General features: G+C 67.6%; 14 protein-coding genes. 8 read left to right on the forward strand and 6 right to left on the reverse strand.

The features are described from left to right. Positions 1–336: 336 nt before the first annotated feature. Positions 337–2,331, forward strand: a complete 1,995-nt coding sequence (locus Q0Q47_RS27065) for a methyl-accepting chemotaxis protein (RefSeq protein ID WP_293867580.1) — start codon at positions 337–339, stop codon at positions 2,329–2,331. Between the two features lie 24 nt (positions 2,332–2,355). Here Q0Q47_RS27065 and Q0Q47_RS27070 read toward each other — a convergent pair whose 3' ends face one another. Together Q0Q47_RS27070 and Q0Q47_RS27075 are read right to left on the reverse strand one after the other, a co-directional pair. Next, positions 2,356–3,750, reverse strand: coding sequence for a DUF2336 domain-containing protein (locus tag Q0Q47_RS27070; protein WP_293867582.1), 1,395 nt, complete (start codon positions 3,748–3,750; stop codon positions 2,356–2,358). Beyond that, complete coding sequence (locus tag Q0Q47_RS27075) at positions 3,747–4,934, reverse strand: lytic transglycosylase domain-containing protein (RefSeq protein ID WP_293867584.1); 1,188 nt, start codon at positions 4,932–4,934, stop codon at positions 3,747–3,749. Before Q0Q47_RS27075 ends, Q0Q47_RS27070 begins: the two co-directional genes overlap by 4 nt. Before the next feature lie 490 nt (positions 4,935–5,424). Here Q0Q47_RS27075 and Q0Q47_RS27080 point away from each other — a divergent pair, with 490 nt between their 5' ends. Both Q0Q47_RS27080 and Q0Q47_RS27085 read left to right on the forward strand, forming a co-directional pair. Next, complete coding sequence (locus Q0Q47_RS27080; protein WP_293867586.1) at positions 5,425–6,294, forward strand: CoA ester lyase; 870 nt, start codon at positions 5,425–5,427, stop codon at positions 6,292–6,294. A 40-nt stretch (positions 6,295–6,334) separates the two neighbouring features. Then, positions 6,335–6,778 (forward strand): VOC family protein, encoded by a 444-nt coding sequence (locus Q0Q47_RS27085; RefSeq protein ID WP_293867588.1) that lies wholly within the window; start codon positions 6,335–6,337, stop codon positions 6,776–6,778. A gap of 138 nt (positions 6,779–6,916) precedes the next feature. Here the strand turns inward: Q0Q47_RS27085 and Q0Q47_RS27090 are convergent, their stop codons facing one another. The 4 genes from Q0Q47_RS27090 to Q0Q47_RS27100 form a co-directional block, all read right to left on the reverse strand. Further along, on the reverse strand, positions 6,917–8,053 hold the full coding sequence (locus tag Q0Q47_RS27090) for a hypothetical protein (RefSeq protein ID WP_293867590.1): 1,137 nt from the start codon (positions 8,051–8,053) through the stop codon (positions 6,917–6,919). Beyond that, complete coding sequence (locus Q0Q47_RS27095) at positions 8,053–8,679, reverse strand: hypothetical protein (RefSeq protein WP_293867591.1); 627 nt, start codon at positions 8,677–8,679, stop codon at positions 8,053–8,055. The genes Q0Q47_RS27090 and Q0Q47_RS27095 overlap by 1 nt, the downstream gene beginning before the upstream one ends. Before the next feature lie 205 nt (positions 8,680–8,884). Continuing rightward, a complete protein-coding gene (locus tag Q0Q47_RS31205; RefSeq protein ID WP_367278319.1) occupies positions 8,885–9,556 on the reverse strand; it encodes a hypothetical protein in 672 nt (223 codons plus the stop codon). 935 nt (positions 9,557–10,491) lie between these two features. Further along, positions 10,492–11,520, reverse strand: coding sequence for a MerR family transcriptional regulator (locus Q0Q47_RS27100; protein WP_293867592.1), 1,029 nt, complete (start codon positions 11,518–11,520; stop codon positions 10,492–10,494). A gap of 206 nt (positions 11,521–11,726) precedes the next feature. Between Q0Q47_RS27100 and Q0Q47_RS27105 the strand changes: the two genes are divergently transcribed. The 5 genes from Q0Q47_RS27105 to Q0Q47_RS27125 all read left to right on the forward strand — a co-directional run bounded on the left by Q0Q47_RS27105 (position 11,727) and on the right by Q0Q47_RS27125 (position 16,422). Then, positions 11,727–12,731, forward strand: coding sequence for an SDR family oxidoreductase (locus Q0Q47_RS27105; RefSeq protein WP_293867593.1), 1,005 nt, complete (start codon positions 11,727–11,729; stop codon positions 12,729–12,731). Positions 12,732–13,055: 324 nt separating this feature from the next. Further along, entirely contained in the window at positions 13,056–13,529 is a 474-nt protein-coding gene (locus tag Q0Q47_RS27110) for a BLUF domain-containing protein (RefSeq protein ID WP_293867595.1), read from the forward strand. Positions 13,530–13,828: 299 nt separating this feature from the next. Then, entirely contained in the window at positions 13,829–14,974 is a 1,146-nt protein-coding gene (locus Q0Q47_RS27115; protein ID WP_293867597.1) for a sterol desaturase family protein, read from the forward strand. 79 nt (positions 14,975–15,053) lie between these two features. Next, positions 15,054–15,605 (forward strand): NUDIX hydrolase, encoded by a 552-nt coding sequence (locus tag Q0Q47_RS27120; protein ID WP_293867599.1) that lies wholly within the window; start codon positions 15,054–15,056, stop codon positions 15,603–15,605. 97 nt (positions 15,606–15,702) lie between these two features. Then, a complete protein-coding gene (locus Q0Q47_RS27125) occupies positions 15,703–16,422 on the forward strand; it encodes a glutathione S-transferase N-terminal domain-containing protein (protein ID WP_293867601.1) in 720 nt (239 codons plus the stop codon). Positions 16,423–16,536 lie beyond the last annotated feature (114 nt).

The following is a 16,536-nucleotide window of genomic DNA, read 5'->3' on the forward strand; positions in this document are numbered from 1 at the left end:
GGCCGGCCCTGTCGTCGCGCCAAGTCCTGCGGCACCGCCCCCACCCGTCTCGCGCTTCGCGCGATCCACCCTCCCCTGCAGGGGAGGGAAAGCGCGCCGGGGCCATTCTCACGTCGTGGATGGCCGGGCCGAGCCGGCCCGGACGCGGAGGCAGGGGCAGGCTGGACCGCCGAACCATTCACGACCTCCGAGCCGCCAAAACCGCGCGCCGATTCCGGTAAATCGGCCGTTGATTTTGATTAAATTCCTAACGTTAACGCAATCTCATCCTCAGGGCGCTACAACCCGCGCAGGCTTTCCCCCGGGCCCACAGGACGGCTTGGAGTACCGCAGCGCATGCCGGCGGCTGACAGACCCACAAGGACGTCGCTTGCCCGCCCCTCGCGATGGGGCCGACGGCTGCGTGCGATCGTCACCGGCCTCGCCATCGCCCTGCTGTTCGTGAGCGGCGTCGGCGCCCTGCTCTGGCAGGCGCGGGAGAATCAACTGGAGGAGTGGCGCAAGCAGATGGCCAAGCACTCCTCGATGCTGGCGGCCCACGCGCACCAGACCTTCAAGGCCGCGGACCTCGCCCTGCGCAGCATCGTGGAGGACCTGGACGGCGCGCCGCTCGACGTGGAGCAGGCCAGGCGGCGCTTCGGAAACCCCTTCACGCACACGCTCCTGGCCAACCGCATGCGCGGGGTGCCCCAGGCCTCGACGGTCGCCATCGTCGACCTGGAGGGCCGCTTCCTGGCCCAGGCGAGTTCGCCCATCCCGTCGACCGAGACGGTCAAGGACCGCGACTACTTCCAGGCTCACCTGGCCGAGCCGAAGCTGGAGGTTTTCGTATCCGCGCCCGCGAAGAGCCGTGTGACCGGCCGCTGGACCGTGTTCCTGTCCCGGAAGATCGTTTCGCGTGACGGAGAGACGCTGGCGATCGCGATGGTCGGCGTCGAACTCGCCTTCTTCGACCAGTTCTACGAGAGCGTGCGGGACCCCGAGACGATCATCACCCTGTACCGGCGCGACGGAGCCTTCCTCGTCCGCTCCCCGTGGGCCGAGCGCGTCATCGGGACGATGGCCACCGGGCCGGCCCTGCAGGGGTTGGCCGACGGGGGCACCTCGTCCGTCTTGCTGACGACCGCGCCCCGCGTGACCGACCCAGCCGACCGCTCGCAGCGCCTGATCGGCTCGCGCCTAGTGCCCGACTACCCTCTCGTGGTGGCCATCAACGTTCCGGGCGTGACGGTCTTCCGGAAGTGGACGGAGACCGCCGTAAGCGCGGCGATCATCGTCGGGGCGATCCTGACCGTCATCGCCCTCGGCGTCGTCTGGTTCTGCCGGTCGGCCGCGCGGCAGGAGGCGGCGTTGCACAGCCTCGCGCAGGCCGAAGGCGTGGCGGCCGACCAGGCGCGCGAGATCCTGCAGGCGGCCGAGCGGCAGAAGAAGCTCGAGCAGGAGGCCGAAGCCCGGGCGCAGGTGCTCGCCTTCGACAAGGAACTCGGCCGGTCCGTGAACCGCCTGGGCGCGATGATCGAGGAGATCGCCACCTTCTCCGAGCGGCTGACGGTGGCCTCCGGCCGGGTGCGGCACGGCAGCCGCGGCGCGGTCGAGGCCTTGGCGCGGGCCGCCGACCATGTGGGGACCGTGGCGGCCAGTGCCGAGGACATCTCGGCGGCGGGCCAGGACATCGCGGCGCACACCACGCGATCCGCCCTGACGGTCGCCGAGGTGCTGGGCGAGGCCGACCGCACGGACGAGGCCGTGGGCCTGCTCGACCACGCGTGCTCCCACATCGAGACGGTCGCGACGTTGATCCGCAGCGTCGCGAGCCAGACGAACCTCCTCGCCCTCAACGCCACCATCGAGGCGGCCCGCGCCGGGGAGGCCGGCCGCGGCTTCGCGGTGGTGGCCGCGGAGATCAAGGCGCTCGCCGCGCAGACCACCGTCGCGACCAGCGAGATCAGCCGCCAGATCGGCTCGATTCACACGGCCCGCCAGCGCAGCACGGAGGCGCTGCAGAGCATTCGCGCGCGGATCGGCGAAAGCCGCTCCGCCAGCGCCGACGTCGCCGAGCGCGTGGCGGTGCAGAGCCGCTCGACGAGCGACATGGCCGTGAACATCCGCGCCGCGGAGAACGACGTCCGCGACACCGTGCGCAGCGCCGGCGTGGTGGAGGATGCGGCGGAATCCGCCAACGCCAGCGCCATGGACGTCCTGCGCCTGGCGCGCGACCTCGACGCCGAGGCCAAGCGCATCCAGTCGCAGATCGAGCTGTTCACCGACACGATGGAAACGCGCCGCCAGGCGCCCGACGACGCGGTCGCGCGGACTGCCGTCGGGACGTAACGCGCCCCGGGTTCGCCGCCCGGCCTACGCCGCTTCGGCCTGGGCCTCGTCCGCGGCGGGCTTGGCGGGGCCGGATTCGCTCCACAGGACCTCGGCCATGGCGGCCAGGATCTCGTCCATGCGTTCGGGCGGCAGCAGCGACGGGATGGCGGGGGCCTCGGCCACCTCGGGCAGCTCGGGCACGGCGGGGCGGAAGTCGGCGAGCGCGATGGCCGGGCCGGGCATGGCCGCGATGCGGTCGATCGGCATGGCGAGTTGCTGCAGCGACAGCATCATGGGAACCTGCAGGTGGGCCGGGTTGGCCGCCAGCATGCTGTCGGCGACGAGGCGGGCCTCCTCGCGGGCGGCCTCGGTCTCGATGCGGCGCAAGGAGACGACGACGCTCTCGTCCTCCGCGACGCCGCGCCGCTTGCAGCCCTCGAGCGTCAGCGCGGTGATGCGCCGGGTGAGCGCAGGACCGCGCGGCGGGAACTCCTCGGCCATGACCACGCGCCGGGCGGCAATGGCGGCCTCGATGACCGGCAGCAGGCCGCCGGGCAGGCCCGCCTTGCGGCACAGCGCCTCGAAGGCGGGGCCCCTGCCCTCGTTGACGAGGCCCTTCACCCGGGACGGCTTCTGCCTGGAGAGCAGCGCGAGCGCGGCGCCGAGCAGGCGCAGGTCACCGTTGAGCACGCCCTGCAGGATCAGGATGGGGGTGAGCCGGCCGTCGCGCCGCAGCCGGTCCACCAGCGCCGGCACGTCGTCGTCCGGGCTGCCCAGGATCACGTCCACGCAGGCCTTGTCCGACGCCTCGCGCGCGGCGAGGCCGCCGCGTCCGGCGAAGCCGGCGGCGCCGATCGCTTCCGACAAGGCCCGGACCACCGACAGCCGCACGTCCGGCGGCAGATCGGCCCGGCCCATCAGCGCGTCGCGCACGGACGGGTCGGTGCCGTGGCGCTCGACGATGCGGGCCATGGAGAAGGCGGGCAGCCGGGCGCCGGGATTGGCGGCGAGCGCGCAGACGGCCTCGGCCTCGGCGACCTCGGCGATGGCGGCGGACACCGGCGCGCTCACTTCGGGCCGCGTGGCGATGGCGGTCTGCACGAGGGCGTCGCCCGTCGCGACGCGGTCCACGAGGTCGGCATCGGCCAGGAGCGTGGAGCGCGACAGCACGATGGCGGCCACCTCGCTCACGTCGTCGGCGAGCGCGGCGATGATGTGGGCGGGCGCTTCCTCCGCATGGGCGAGGCTTTCCGCGAGCGTTCGCCGCACCATGGCCGAGGGATCGTCGAGCACCAGGGTCAGCGCCTTCTCGGCCTCGGCCCGCTCCTGCGGCCCCATGCCGGAGAAGAGATAGGCCCGGGCCAGCGCGCCGGTGGCGGCGGCGCGGGCCTCGGCCGGAGCCGACTGCATCCAGGTCAGATAGCGTCTGACGATCACGAGCGTATCCCCGGCTTCATGAAGGCGAGAAGATCGAGCGGCTGGCCCCTGCGGGCAGCGGCGGGCTGGGTTTGTTTGGCGGCCGGCGCGGCGGCGGGAGCCTGCGCCGCGGCCTTCACCTGGCCCAGGAGCGGCACCTGCGCCGGGGTCTGCACCTGCACGGCGGCGGTGCGGGCGGGCGGCAGCGGCACGTCGGCGGGCTTCGGCGCCAGCACCTGCGGGGTGGGCACGACGGACCGCCCGTTGCCGGAGACCGGCGCGACCGTGGGCGAGGCGGTGGGCTTCAGCGTGCCTTCGCTGCGCGGGAAGAAGCGCGGCGCATCCTGGGTGGAGGCGCTGGCGGAGGCCGGCCGGGACCACAGCTTCTCGACCGCCTGGTTCACGGGGCCGCGCGGCCCCTCGGTGCGGAAGAGGCCGTGCATGGCCGGCCCGCCCTCCACATAGGCGGCGGCGAGCGGCTGCTCCGTGGGCCGGCTGCCGAGCCAGGTGGAGGGATCGCCGGAGAGCTGCGGCACGGACGGCACGGCGAGCTTGCCCTGCCCGCTCACGAGCAGCGCGTGCACCTCGGAGACGCTGCGCGCCTGGCCGGTGCCCTTGTCGTAGAAGATGGCCTTATTGCTCGCCGCCTGGTCGGGAAACAGATCGGCCGCCCGGGTCGTCGGCTGGGTGGAGGCCGCGCGGATGAGATCGGCCGCCCCGGACGCGCCCATGAAATGCGCGGCATAGAGCTCGCCTTCGCTGGGCTGGCGGCCGAGCGAGGAGGAGAGCATGGCGGCGTTCTTGCGGGTGAGCTCGCCCGCCATGATGGCAGCGACCTTGGGATCGTTCCGCAGCGCCAGGATCTGCGCCTTCATGGACGGGTCGGTGACGTCGAAGCGGCCGCCCTTCTCCGTGATGGCCTGCGAATAGGGCGTGAGCCCGTGGTTCTGCCCCGTGCCCTTCACCACGCCGAGCCAGGTCTGCTCGATGAATTGGAACAGGCCCGTGGCGCTCGACGAGGTCGCCTTGGCGTCGGGGTCGAGCGAGGATTCGCGCCGGGCGGTGGACAGCAGGTAGCCGAAATCCGCCCCCGTGCGCTCCGAGCCGGTGCGGATGGCGTCCACCACCGGATTGCCGGCCGACGGCCCGGCCTGTCCGGCCGTCTTGTCCGTCTGCGGCGAGGCTGGCGTGGTGAACAGGAACATGCGGACTCCGCGCGGAATGGCACTCGACTTCGCTCGGCCGCCGTCGGAACTGGCACACGGGACCCCAGGAGTGGCCCCTGCCGACAACCGCGGCCGAACGGTTCCACCCCGCCATCCACTGTGCGCAGTCATGGTAAATGAAGGGTAACCGAAGCGCCTCGGATCGCGGCCAAACCGCCGTGAGCGGCGCTTTCCGACACGGCCGGCGCCGGCGCCGCCCACACGCCCTCCCCGCGCCGTGGCCGCGCCTGGCCCGGCCACCCACGCCTTCACCACGGCCCCGGCAAAGCCGTGGAGGCCCCGGCGCGACCCGAGCCGGCCATCGCGAGCGACCCGGGCGATGCGCCGGTTCATGACGGCCCTGTCGTCACACTGTCATGGCCTGGCGGCCGCACTGGTGTAGCCTCGACCCGATTCCGCTCCCGGGCGGCCGCACGCCGTGGTGCGAAACCGGGAGCCACCGTTGCAGCACGCTCCAGGAGCCGGCCCCATGCGTTCCCTTCTCTTCGTCCCCGGCGACAGCCCCCGCAAGCTGGAGAAGGCCGCCGGCAGCGGCGCCGACGTGCTGCTCATCGACCTCGAGGATTCGGTGGCGCCCTCCGCCAAGGAGGCGGCGCGCGGCATGGTGCGCGACGCGGTGGAGAGCCTGCGCGGGCAGGACCGGCGCCCCCTGCTCTATGTCCGCGTCAACGCGCTGGACAGCGGCCTCATCGAGGCCGACCTCGACGCCGTGATGCCCGCCCACCCGGACGGGATCATGCTGCCCAAGTCCGCCTCGGGCGTGGACGTGCAGCACCTCGCCGCCAAGCTCGCGGTACGCGAGGCCGAGAGCGGCCTGCCCGACGGCGGCACGAAGATCATCCCCGTGGCGACCGAGATGGCCCGCGCCCTGTTCGCGCTCGGCACCTACCGCGGTGCCAGCCACCGCCTCGCCGGCCTCACCTGGGGCGCCGAGGACCTCGCCGCCGACATCGGCGCCGAGACCAACCGCCTCGCCGACGGCACCTACACCGACCCCTTCCGCCTGGCCCGCAGCCTCGCCCTCTTCGCCGCCCACGGCGCCGAGGTGGACGCCATCGACACCGTCTACACCGACTTCCGCAACGACGCCGGCTTCCTGGCCGAATGCGAAGCCGCCCGCCGCGACGGCTTCACCGCCAAGATGGCCATCCACCCCGCGCAGGTGCCGGTGATCAACGCCGTCTTCACGCCCTCCGAGGAGGCCGTCGCCAAGGCACGGCGCATCGTCGACGCCTTCGCCGCGTCGCCCGGCGTGGGCGTGATCGGCATGGACGGCCAGATGGTGGACCGGCCCCACCTGCGGCAGGCGGAACGGGTGCTGGCGCGGGTGCGGGGGTGAGGCCCTCGCCGCTGGCGCGAGCACGCCACCGGAGCCTCCCATGACGCCCGCGATGAAGGCGCCGCCGATCGTGCCCGAACTCGACGTGAGCGATCTCGATCGGTCACTCGCCTTCTACCGCGACGTGCTGGGCTTCGCCGTGACCGTCGAGCGCCCGGAGGAGCGGTTCGCCTACCTCGTCCGCGGCGCGGTGCACCTGATGCTGCAGGAGGCCGCCGGTCCGGGCCGCCGCTTCAGAACCGCCCCGCTGGAGCACCCCTACGGCAGGGGCATCAACCTGCAGATCGAAGTGCCCGACGCCCGCGCCCTGCACGACACCGCCGTCCGGCTGGCCGCAAACGTCTACCTGCCGCTGGAAGAACGCTGGTACCGCCAGGGGACCGAGGAAGCCGGGAACCTGCAGTTCGTGGTTGCGGATCCGGATGGCTACTTGCTGCGGTTCTTTACGGACTTGGGGCGGAGGGTCGGCGGCGGGGACGGCTGACGAGGACAGAGTGCGGTACAGCCCGAGGCGGCAGTGTTGGCGGGACATCTGCTTTGCGCCAGGAGCCGACATCCGCTGGTTGGCCGAAAGCAGATCTTTGCGAAAATTGTTGCTTAAACAAGGGGACCCGTGCAATCGTCAGACAATAACGGCATTTGCCAATGCATAGCGTGCCTCTTCCATTGTAGCCGTCGGGGACTTCCGGAATGCTTCACTCTGCTCTTTAGCCACATCCTTCACCAAAGCATCAATCTCGAAGGACAGGGCCTTAACACCCTCGTATTTTCTCTCTGTATCCAGAACCCGGCGCGAGCCATCCGGAACGATCAGACTCTTGGCGTAAGTCGGGTTGTGATACAGATAGTCGAGGAAGCGTTGCGTCTCGGCCAGCACTGACAACTTAAACAACGCTCCCGACCTCAATGCATTCATGTCAGCGTGGTACATGAGCGCTGCGATATCAAAACTTGGACACTCGATATTCCTTCCTTCGTCATTGGCATCGTTCTTGATGTTCTTACACAGCCGTATCGCCTTTTTCAAACCTCCCACTGCAATACTGTCTTTTTCTTCAACGCGATACATATGTAAAAATGGAAGATTGTCGACCGTCTCCGGCACCTTTTTGTCCAAGACCGTCACGCCCCGGTCGCGCTCGACCTGAGAAATCTGATACGCATCTGTGTCGTGCCAGTACGAGGCAACTACATCGACCGGACGAGCCAACGAACCTCCTGATATCTTCACCGCCTTTCCTCCAGAGGTGTCCACGTCCGCGGCAGGAAAGCGATTTACCAATATCTTCTCGACTGAGAGACGCAGCGTCATCAGGACCTGCGTAGATGTCCGCGACGTCGGCGAGCGGTACATACCCAGCGAGCTGCGTAGTCCACTTATTGAATAAGTATGGAAATCCTTGTCCAAATTGAGCAAATCGACGTCACTTACGCCTCGAATATGGATATTGAGCGGAACGGACCCCTGCAGCCTGAACTCTACGTTGAGACTAAGCGTATTCTGATCCTTGAGCAGCTGATTTGCCACTCTATCGGCCGTTTCCCTGCTAATGCGCGTGTATTCCGGGTCTACTTCAGCCATGGCACCCAACACATACTTCGTGTTCGGCTGGGCTGCCGATCGTCGTTGCCAGCTTTCGTCTAGCAGACTCTTGCGAAGCACCTCCTTTCGTGCGTCTTCGTTCAGCCTGCCAAGACGGTCTAAACCGCTCCGACGGATGCGCAGGCTGTCTAGTCTCTTGCCAATTTCGCGCGCCATCAGAGCCTCCGCAATTTCATTCGGCCAAACGTATACCGCCCGTGTCCATTGAAATACTCGCCCTCGCCTTCAATTAGGTCATGAGAGAAAGTAACTTCGGCAAACCCACGGTGCCCCTTCAGATCTGGTTCATTAATGTTTGGCTCGTTCCTGTAGCTATAGAAAAGTCGGTAGCCATCAGCTGCATCATATATGATAGCCGCACTTACGCTGTTAGAGCCTGACTGACTCGTCCTGAGTCGGACGCGCAGGCGATCCCAACTCTGGATAATTGTAATCTTGCCCCTCCAGACATTACCATTGCTGCCGTCCTGATTGACGCTCGCTCCATCGACTTGCCACTCGCCACTCAGATCGGGGACCTTCAGCCAAAGCCGAAATATGCCCCAACGCCAAGCATACCGATCTAGCAACCAATATAGCGCCCCGAAAACGGCGCCCGCACCAACCAACGAAAGTACGGCCGGAGGCACGTTGGCGTTCAGTCCAAATCGCCTCGCGAGATCGACGACCCAGAGTAGCGAAAACACTGTTGCCGCCGACACAGATGCGGCGACAGTGCTTAGGTACCTACCCACTTTGGCGCGGCTTACACCGCCCAAGACCGAGTACTCATGCTCTAGCATATGCAGCAGACATTTCCAGAAACGATGCGGTGTTGGATTTACGAAGGGATACAGCCGCTTTGCAAGTGCCTAGTTGCCGATAGCTGTTGATGCAGCTTTAGCAATCGTTGCCGTCCGCAATACACGTCACTCAAACTAACTGAATCGCATGTTATGATAGGACCAAAGCCTGCGCGCGGCAGAGCGGGTACGCCACCGCTAGCCATCAACAGAACGCGGAGAGAAACCTCTCAAACCAATTCGGTGATTTCTGAAACAACATCTCCCCTTCCGCGAAAGAGCTGACTCGCGTGGTTCGACGCTCCTCAAGCGTCAGCTTCCCTTCCGTTCGACGGTCCGTCCAGTAGTGACCTTTCAATACCGTGGGGTTGTAGGGCACATTCGGGATCAACAAAGAACCGAAGTGAATCGAGCCACTCGGCTCGCCAGGCAGCCGCTGGTCTATATCTGGTACATTTTGATAGACGATGGCCAATTCGAAAAGATCATCGCTCGGCGCAGATCGTATTCTTTCAGTCAAACTAAATGAATGAGCCTTATCTGTAAACATCCGAACACTAAGCGTTGATAGCGTCTGCGCAATCACAAGATATGTTGTCTTGACAACCGGTTGACCACTTTTATCTTTGAAGCTTGACTCCAGCCTAACTCGCCACGTGCCGCTTATTGGCGGCCTCTTTGATATCCAGCGTCGAAGAAGCGGAAGTCGCCATAGTACGACTTCGTAGAAAACGGCAAAGGCTGTGACGATAGTAATCACTGTGCCTAAAGGCCTCAGGAGGCTCCAACTTATCGCCTCCCCTGCAATCCACAGGACGCCAGCCCACGTGACTATAGCCGCAACAATGATGAAGCTCACCAGGGTCCTTAGTTCCATCTAAAACCCAATCCTTCAGTGAGCAATCTCGCGCTATGATGGGCTATCGGAGCCAGAAAGCAACAGACGTGAGCGGCGAGACAATGTCGGTTATAGACGATTTTGAGGCGGCCTGGTTGGCACATTCTGGCCCACGCCTTTCGCTGCTGTTGTGCCTGTACACCGGTCCGCAGCAGCCGGACTATTGCTCCGCTATGCCGAGGGATCCGCCTTACTCCATCGGCATCGTGTTCGGCGCAAGGTTCCTCGACGACTATGCAGCTGCGATTGCGACGAATCCAGCTATCCACGACGGAGCAGTTCTGATCGGCAGATCTGAGCCCACATCGCTTTATCGAGTTCAAGGCTGGTCTATGAGGCTGTATCCTCCGCCTCTTGGATGCGTCGGCGAACCGAACCGCGGGTCCGCATTCAACAGTTGCCTAGAGATGTCCCGCGTGCCACGGATAGATAGAATGTACTTGGTGAGCGCAGGGCGCCTTTACTGTTTCATAACGGGGGTGAAAAGCACCATAGGTGAATAGGTGCGTTTTTTGGTGACAACTAACTCCGACAATGAAACGCACGGGATTGCCAGCGGTCCAAGACTCGTAATTACCCCGACATTCCTATGCTCTGTACCTATTTGTAAGGCAGAAGAGTTGCCACCGTGGCTGTCGCGCACGACCAATTGTCCCGACATTTCTCCACCTTTCCGAGCGAGCCGCATTGAAGTTTTTTTTGCGGACAATAGGGTAGCGTGCAATGGCCGCCGCGACCGTTTGGGCAATAAAGGGATTGGCACCGTAAACCTGTACGCAATCTGAGCCTCTCAAGCCGAACAGAAGCGGGCCAATGGCGGAGCTGTCGCCACTCTCCGCTTCGCCCGCCGAGCTCTCGTAAAGCCGCCGGCGCAAACGTTCGCTACGGGTCAATTCACGACATCCCCCCCGACCTCACACCCCCACCCGCACCGCCACCACTCCCTCCGTTCGCGCCCGCACCGCCGGCGAGGCCAGGCACGTCGCAACCGCTTCGTAGCCCGGGGCGCCGGGATAGGGGTCGACCAGGACGGGTGGGCTGTGGTTGGCGGGGCAGACAATCACCTGCTCGCAGGGGCCTACGGCCGCGAGGTCGAGGAAGGCGGATGAGCGGGTCATGGCGAAGACGGGGCGCGCCAGGGCGCCGCGGCGGCGCAGCCAGGTGGCCAGGGCGCGTTGGGCGGCCTCGTCGAGGCCCTGGTCGATGAGGTCGACGACGAGGGGGCCGGTGCCGCCGTCCACCAGGGCGGCGACCAGGACAAGGAGGGCGTCCGACGCGGTGGCGCCTTCCTCGGCGAGCCAGGCCAGCGTGGCCTCGACGCGGGCGGCGTGGCCCGCGTCGTCCGCCAGGCGCTGCCTCACGGCCGCCACCCGGGCGGTGCGTTCGAGGTCGAGGAAGGTCGCGTCAGGCAGCACCTCGGAAATCAGCCGGGCGAGCCGCGTCTTGCCGCTGCCGAGCGGGCCGACGATGTGGGTCAGCGGGCGGATCTCCCGCAGCTCGAAGCGCTCGCCGCCCCAGGGCCATGGCAGGTCGAGGCTCAGCGCCGGCGACGTCGGCGAGGCGGCCAGGCGGGTCAGGTCCGTCAGGTTGGCCGGGGCGCCCGCGGCGAGGCGGGCCCGCATGGCCCCGATCCGGCGGATGGCGTCGGCGCGGCCTGCCGCCTCGTCCTCCAGGCGCGCCTGGTGCGTGGCCAGCGCGGCCTCCAGGCCGTCGGTGGAGCCGGCGACGACGCGCTGCATCTGCGCCAGGCTGAAGCCCAGGGCGCGCAGCGCCACGAGGTCGGCCGCCCGCGCCATCGCGTCCGGCCCATAGGCGCGCCACCCGGCCGCGGTGCGCAGCGGCGCGAGCAGCCCGCGCTCCTCGTAGAGGCGCAGCGCCTTGACGGAGACACCGAGCCGCAGGGCGGCTTCGGAGGCGGTGAGGACGCGTGCGGCGGCGGTCATGAATCACCTCGGTGCAGGAACCCGCCGCGCTTATGGAGCCAGCCCCAGGGGCCGGGTCAATCCGTGGTGTCTCCGCGCCGATGCGGTCGCGTGGGCCGGCCGCCACGCGCGCCCGCCTTCGCAAAGCGCCGTGCGGCCCCGCGTCGCCCCCGCCGAACCGATGGCGCCCTGCCGCGTTGGGCGGCTCCCTTGTTCCGGAGGCTGCGATGAGCGCACAGGACATCGACGGCATGTCGAGACGTCAGATGGTCGGCGCGGCCGGCATGGGATTGGCTGCGATGGCGGGCGGCAGCTCGGGCGCGGCGGCGCAGGGCGCATCGGCCCAGCCGCCGGCCCTGCAGGACCCGACCACGAAATTCCCCAAGCCGCCGTTCAAGCGGCAGTCGCAGCCCTGGCAGGGGCTGGCGCGAGACATGGATCCGAAGCCTGACCATGGCGAGACGAGCTACAAGGGCTCCGGCCGCCTCGCCGGCCGCAAGGCGCTGATCACGGGCGGCGACTCGGGCATGGGCCGGGCCGCGGCGATCGCCTATGCCCGCGAGGGCGCCGACGTGGCGATCAACTACTTTCCCAGCGAGGAGCCGGACGCGCAGGAGGTGGTCGCGCTGATCAAGGCGGAGGGGCGCAAGGCCGTGGCGATCCCGGGCGACCTGCGGGACGAGGCGTTCTGCCGGCAGCTGGTCGAACAGGCCGTGCAGGAGCTCGGCGGGCTCGACATCGTGGTCAACAACGCGGCGCGGCAGCAGTCGCGCGAGTCGATCATGGACGTGTCGTCCGAAGACTTCGACGCGACCATGAAGACGAACGTCTACGCGCCGTTCTGGATCCTCAAGGCCGCCCTGCCCCACCTCAAGCCGGGGGCGTGCATCATCGGCACCACGTCCGAGCAGGCCTACGACCCGTCGCCCGAGCTCTACGACTACGCGCAGACGAAGGCGGCCACGATGAACTACGTGAAGTCGCTGGCCAAGCAGCTCGCGCCGAAGGGCATCCGCGTCAACGGCGTGGCCCCGGGGCCGATCTGGACGCCGCTGCAGGTGTCGGGCGGGGCCAGCATGGAGAAGCTGGAGAAGTTCGGCGGCACGACCCCGATGGGCCGGCCGGGCCAACCCGTGGAGCTCGCCTCCATCTACGTCCAGCTCGCGGCGGCCGATGCCAGCTACGCCACCGGGCAGGTCTACGGCGCCGCCGGCGGCACTGGGCAGCCCTGAGGGCGTGTGACTCGTTCGGCCGTTCGGCCGTTCAGCCCGCACCTCCCTCTCCACGTCCTGGCCGGGCTCGGCCCGGCCATCCACGCCTTGAGACTGGCCCCAGAAGAGCCGTGTATACCCCCCGCCGATGCAGTTGCATGATCCGGGCGGGGCGAGAGACAGCACCTCACAACGGTGCTGCAACCGCCCAAGGGCGGCCAATTCGTCGCGTTTGCGCGAGATCACAGGCGCGCGGCACCGGTCCCGTTGCGGGACGGGTCGCTTGCGTTCTGCCGATGATTGGCCGCAGGGTGACGCCGCCGCCGACACACCGAGGGCCTATCCATGCGTGACGAGCCCGGTTTCGCCGGTGACGACGACGAGCCTGACGATTCAGACCTGCCGGCGCTGTACCATTTCGTCTACTGCAGCCGTGCCGCCGACAGTGTGGATGACGCCGAGGTCGACCGGATCGTCGAGGCGGCTCAACACAGCAATCGGACCCATGGACTCACGGGGGTGCTGGTGTTCGGGAGCGGCATCTTCTTCCAGTGGGTCGAGGGTCCGGCCGAGAACATCAAGGGTCTCATCGCGCGCCTGCACGACGACAGGCGTCACCACGACATCGTCGCGCTGAGCCAGAGCGAGGAAGAGCGCGAGCGTCTGTATCCGAACTGGACGATGGAAAGGGTCGAAGCGGAGGACATTCGCGCGGTGCTGCTCGACGCCCTCGAAAACGCCGAGGACAAGAACAACATCGCGGCGCTGCAGCGTATCCTCGGCCACCTGGGTTCGCAGCCGCTTCTTTCGCTCGGGTAAGCGGGGACCGACAATGCGCCATGGCCCGCATGCCTGGCGCCTGCACGGAGTTGAGATCGGCCTGACTCTTGCCGACATGCTTGCCGTTCTGGCCTCGGGTGATGAGCGCAGCGTTCGAGACAGCGCAATCTTCGCGTTTCGGGCCACAGGCAAATACTTGCCATGGAAGGGGCACACGCAGTCTGCTGGACCATGGGTCCTGGATTTGCTCGCTCAGGTTGTCAACGCGCCCCACTCAGACTTACGCTCATCACCTCGACCGTCGCGAGGCGGCAGGAAGGGCGAGAGGGGGAACCGCCATGCCGCTGGGAGCCGTTCGGCAGAAGCTGAGGTCGGAGCTGGAGACGCCGCGCGCGCAGCGGCCGTTCGGCTCGGGATGGCTTTCCGGCACGCTGGGCCTGCTCGCCGGCGCGGCGGCGCTGCTGATGGTGGTGGCGTTGCGCTATCCCACGCTGTTCACGACGCCGGAACTGGCGATGGTGCGCGGTTCGGCCTTCTTCCGGCCCGTGCTTTACGTCTTCCTGGTGGCGGGGTTCTGCCTCGCGGGGCTCAGCCTGCTGCTGCGCCGGGACAAGACGCTGGGCCTCGCCGCCATGACGGTGGCGCTGCTGGCCACGGGGGTCGGCTCGCTGCCCGGGACGGCGGTCCAGGTCGACACGCACGGCGCCTATTTCGGGCTCGATTTCTTCGTGCTCAACGTCCTGTTCGCGGGGCTCCTGTTCATCCCCCTCGAGCGCGTGTTTCCGCACCAGGCCGAGCAGACGGTGCTGCGGGAGGAATGGCGGGAGGACCTGTTCTACTACCTCATCAGCTCGATGATGGTGCAGGTGCTGGCCTACCTCACGCTGGCGCCCTCCCGCTTCATCCTCGACACCGTGCAGGCGGAAGGATTCCGCGGCTGGGTCCACGGGCTGCCGTGGATCGTGCAGCTGATCGCGGTGATGCTGCTCACCGACCTGGTGCAGTATTGGGTGCACCGCCTCTTCCACCAGGTGCCGGCGCTGTGGCGCTTCCACGCCGTGCATCACTCGGCCCGGAGCATGGACTGGATGGCCGGGGCGCGGATGCACTTCATCGAGATCATCGTGCTGCGCAGCCTCACCGCGACGCCGATGTTCGTGCTCGGGTTCGACCAGTCGGTCCTGCAGGCCTACCTGATCATCGTCTACGTGTATTCGGGCTGGCTCCACGCCAATGTCGAGCTTCCGGTGAAGTTCGCGTTCCTCGAAAAGATCCTGGCCAGCCCCCGCTTCCACCACTGGCATCACGGCATCGAGAAGGAGGCGATCGACGTCAACTTCGCCATCCACTTCCCGCTGCTCGACCGGGTGTTCGGCACCCATCACTTGCCCAAGGACCGGTGGCCGAGCGGCTACGGCATCGGCGGCCACCCCGTGCCGCTGGGCTACGTGAAGCAGTTCCTCTACCCGTTCAGGCGGCCCTGAGCGCGGCGCGCCCCCGGCGCGCATCCCGCTCCGCCAGTTCGGCCGTGACAGCCCGGGCGGGCGCTTCTACCCTCGGGCGATGGACATTGCCTGGCGCCGCGTTTCATCCGACACCGTCATCAAGGACCGCTGGATCGACGTGCGCGCCGACCGCTGCGTGACGGCGCAGGGCACCGAGGTGAGCCCCTACTACGTGCTCACCTATCCCGACTGGGTGAACGTGGTGGCCCTCACCCCGCAGCGCGACCTCCTGCTGGTGCGCCAGTACCGGCATGCCGTGGAGCAGGCCGTGCTGGAGCTTCCGGGCGGCATGATGGAGGCCGACGACGTGGATCCCGAGCAGTCGGCCCGTCGCGAGCTCATGGAGGAGACGGGCTACGTGTCCGAGCGCTGGCTCCGGATCGCCACACTCTTCCCCAACCCGGCCACCCACACCAACCGCGTGCACTCCTTCCTGGCGCTGGATGCCGTGCCGCGGCACGGGCAGAGGCTGGACGACGGCGAGGAAGGGCTGACCGTGTCGTCCATGCCGCTGGACGCGGCGCTCGACGCGCTTTGCACCGGCCTGCTCGGGCAGGCCATGCACGTGGCCGCGCTGACGATGGCGGCGAGGCTCATCGACAAGGCCTGAGCCGGCCTTGCCGCTTCCGGTGGCGGCCGAGCCCGGCTAGCCTGTGAAGGCGCCGCAGCTCCGTGCCGCCAGAAAGGCCCGCCAGGAAAGGCCCATCATGATCGACCTCTACGCGTCTCCGACCCCCAACGTGCTGAAGGTCCGGATCATGCTGGAGGAGGTCGGCCTGCCCTACCGCCTGCTGCCGATCAATGTGTGGAAGGGCGACCAGTTCACCGACGCCTTCAAGGCGCTCAACCCCAACAGCAAGGTGCCGGTGATCGTCGACGCCGACGCCGAGGGCGGCCCCTGCCCGGTCTTCGAGTCGGCCGCGATCCTGATCTATCTCGCCGAGAAGACCGGCCGCTTCCTGCCCGCCGCCGGGCGGGCGCGCACGCAGGTGCTGCAGTGGCTGTTGTTCCAGGCGGCCAACCAGGGGCCGGCCAGCGGGCAGCTCGTGCATTTCCAGCGCTATGCCGGGCCGGGGAACGACTATTCGCTGAGCCGCTACAAGACCGAGGTCAAGCGCCTCTACGACGTGCTGGAGGGGCGCCTGTCGGGCACGCCCTATCTCGCCGGCGAGGACTACTCCATCGCCGACATGGCCGCCCTCCCCTGGGTGCTGCTCTTCGACCGGATGTTTTCCGAGGCCATCCCCTTCCTGAAGCTCGACGGCGACGGCGGCACGGCGCTGGCGCGCTGGGTTTCCCGCTGCCGGCAACGCCCCGCGGTGGAGCGCGCCATCGCGCTGCACGCCGAGCTGAAGTCCGACATGCCCACCGCCACCGAGGACGACCGCGACCGGTTCTTCGGCCGCGGGGCGTACGCGGCGCGGTAGGCGCGGGCTTTTCAGGTCCGCATCCACCCCTCCGCCGTCCTGCCCGGGCTCGGCCCTTCGGGATTCACACATCTCACTCGAGCCCGAAGGGAGGGTGCTCTCCCTCCCCTGCAG

Origin of the sequence: uncultured Alsobacter sp. (genome assembly GCF_945952055.1) — a bacterium.
Lineage (GTDB): Bacteria > Pseudomonadota > Alphaproteobacteria > Rhizobiales > Beijerinckiaceae > Alsobacter.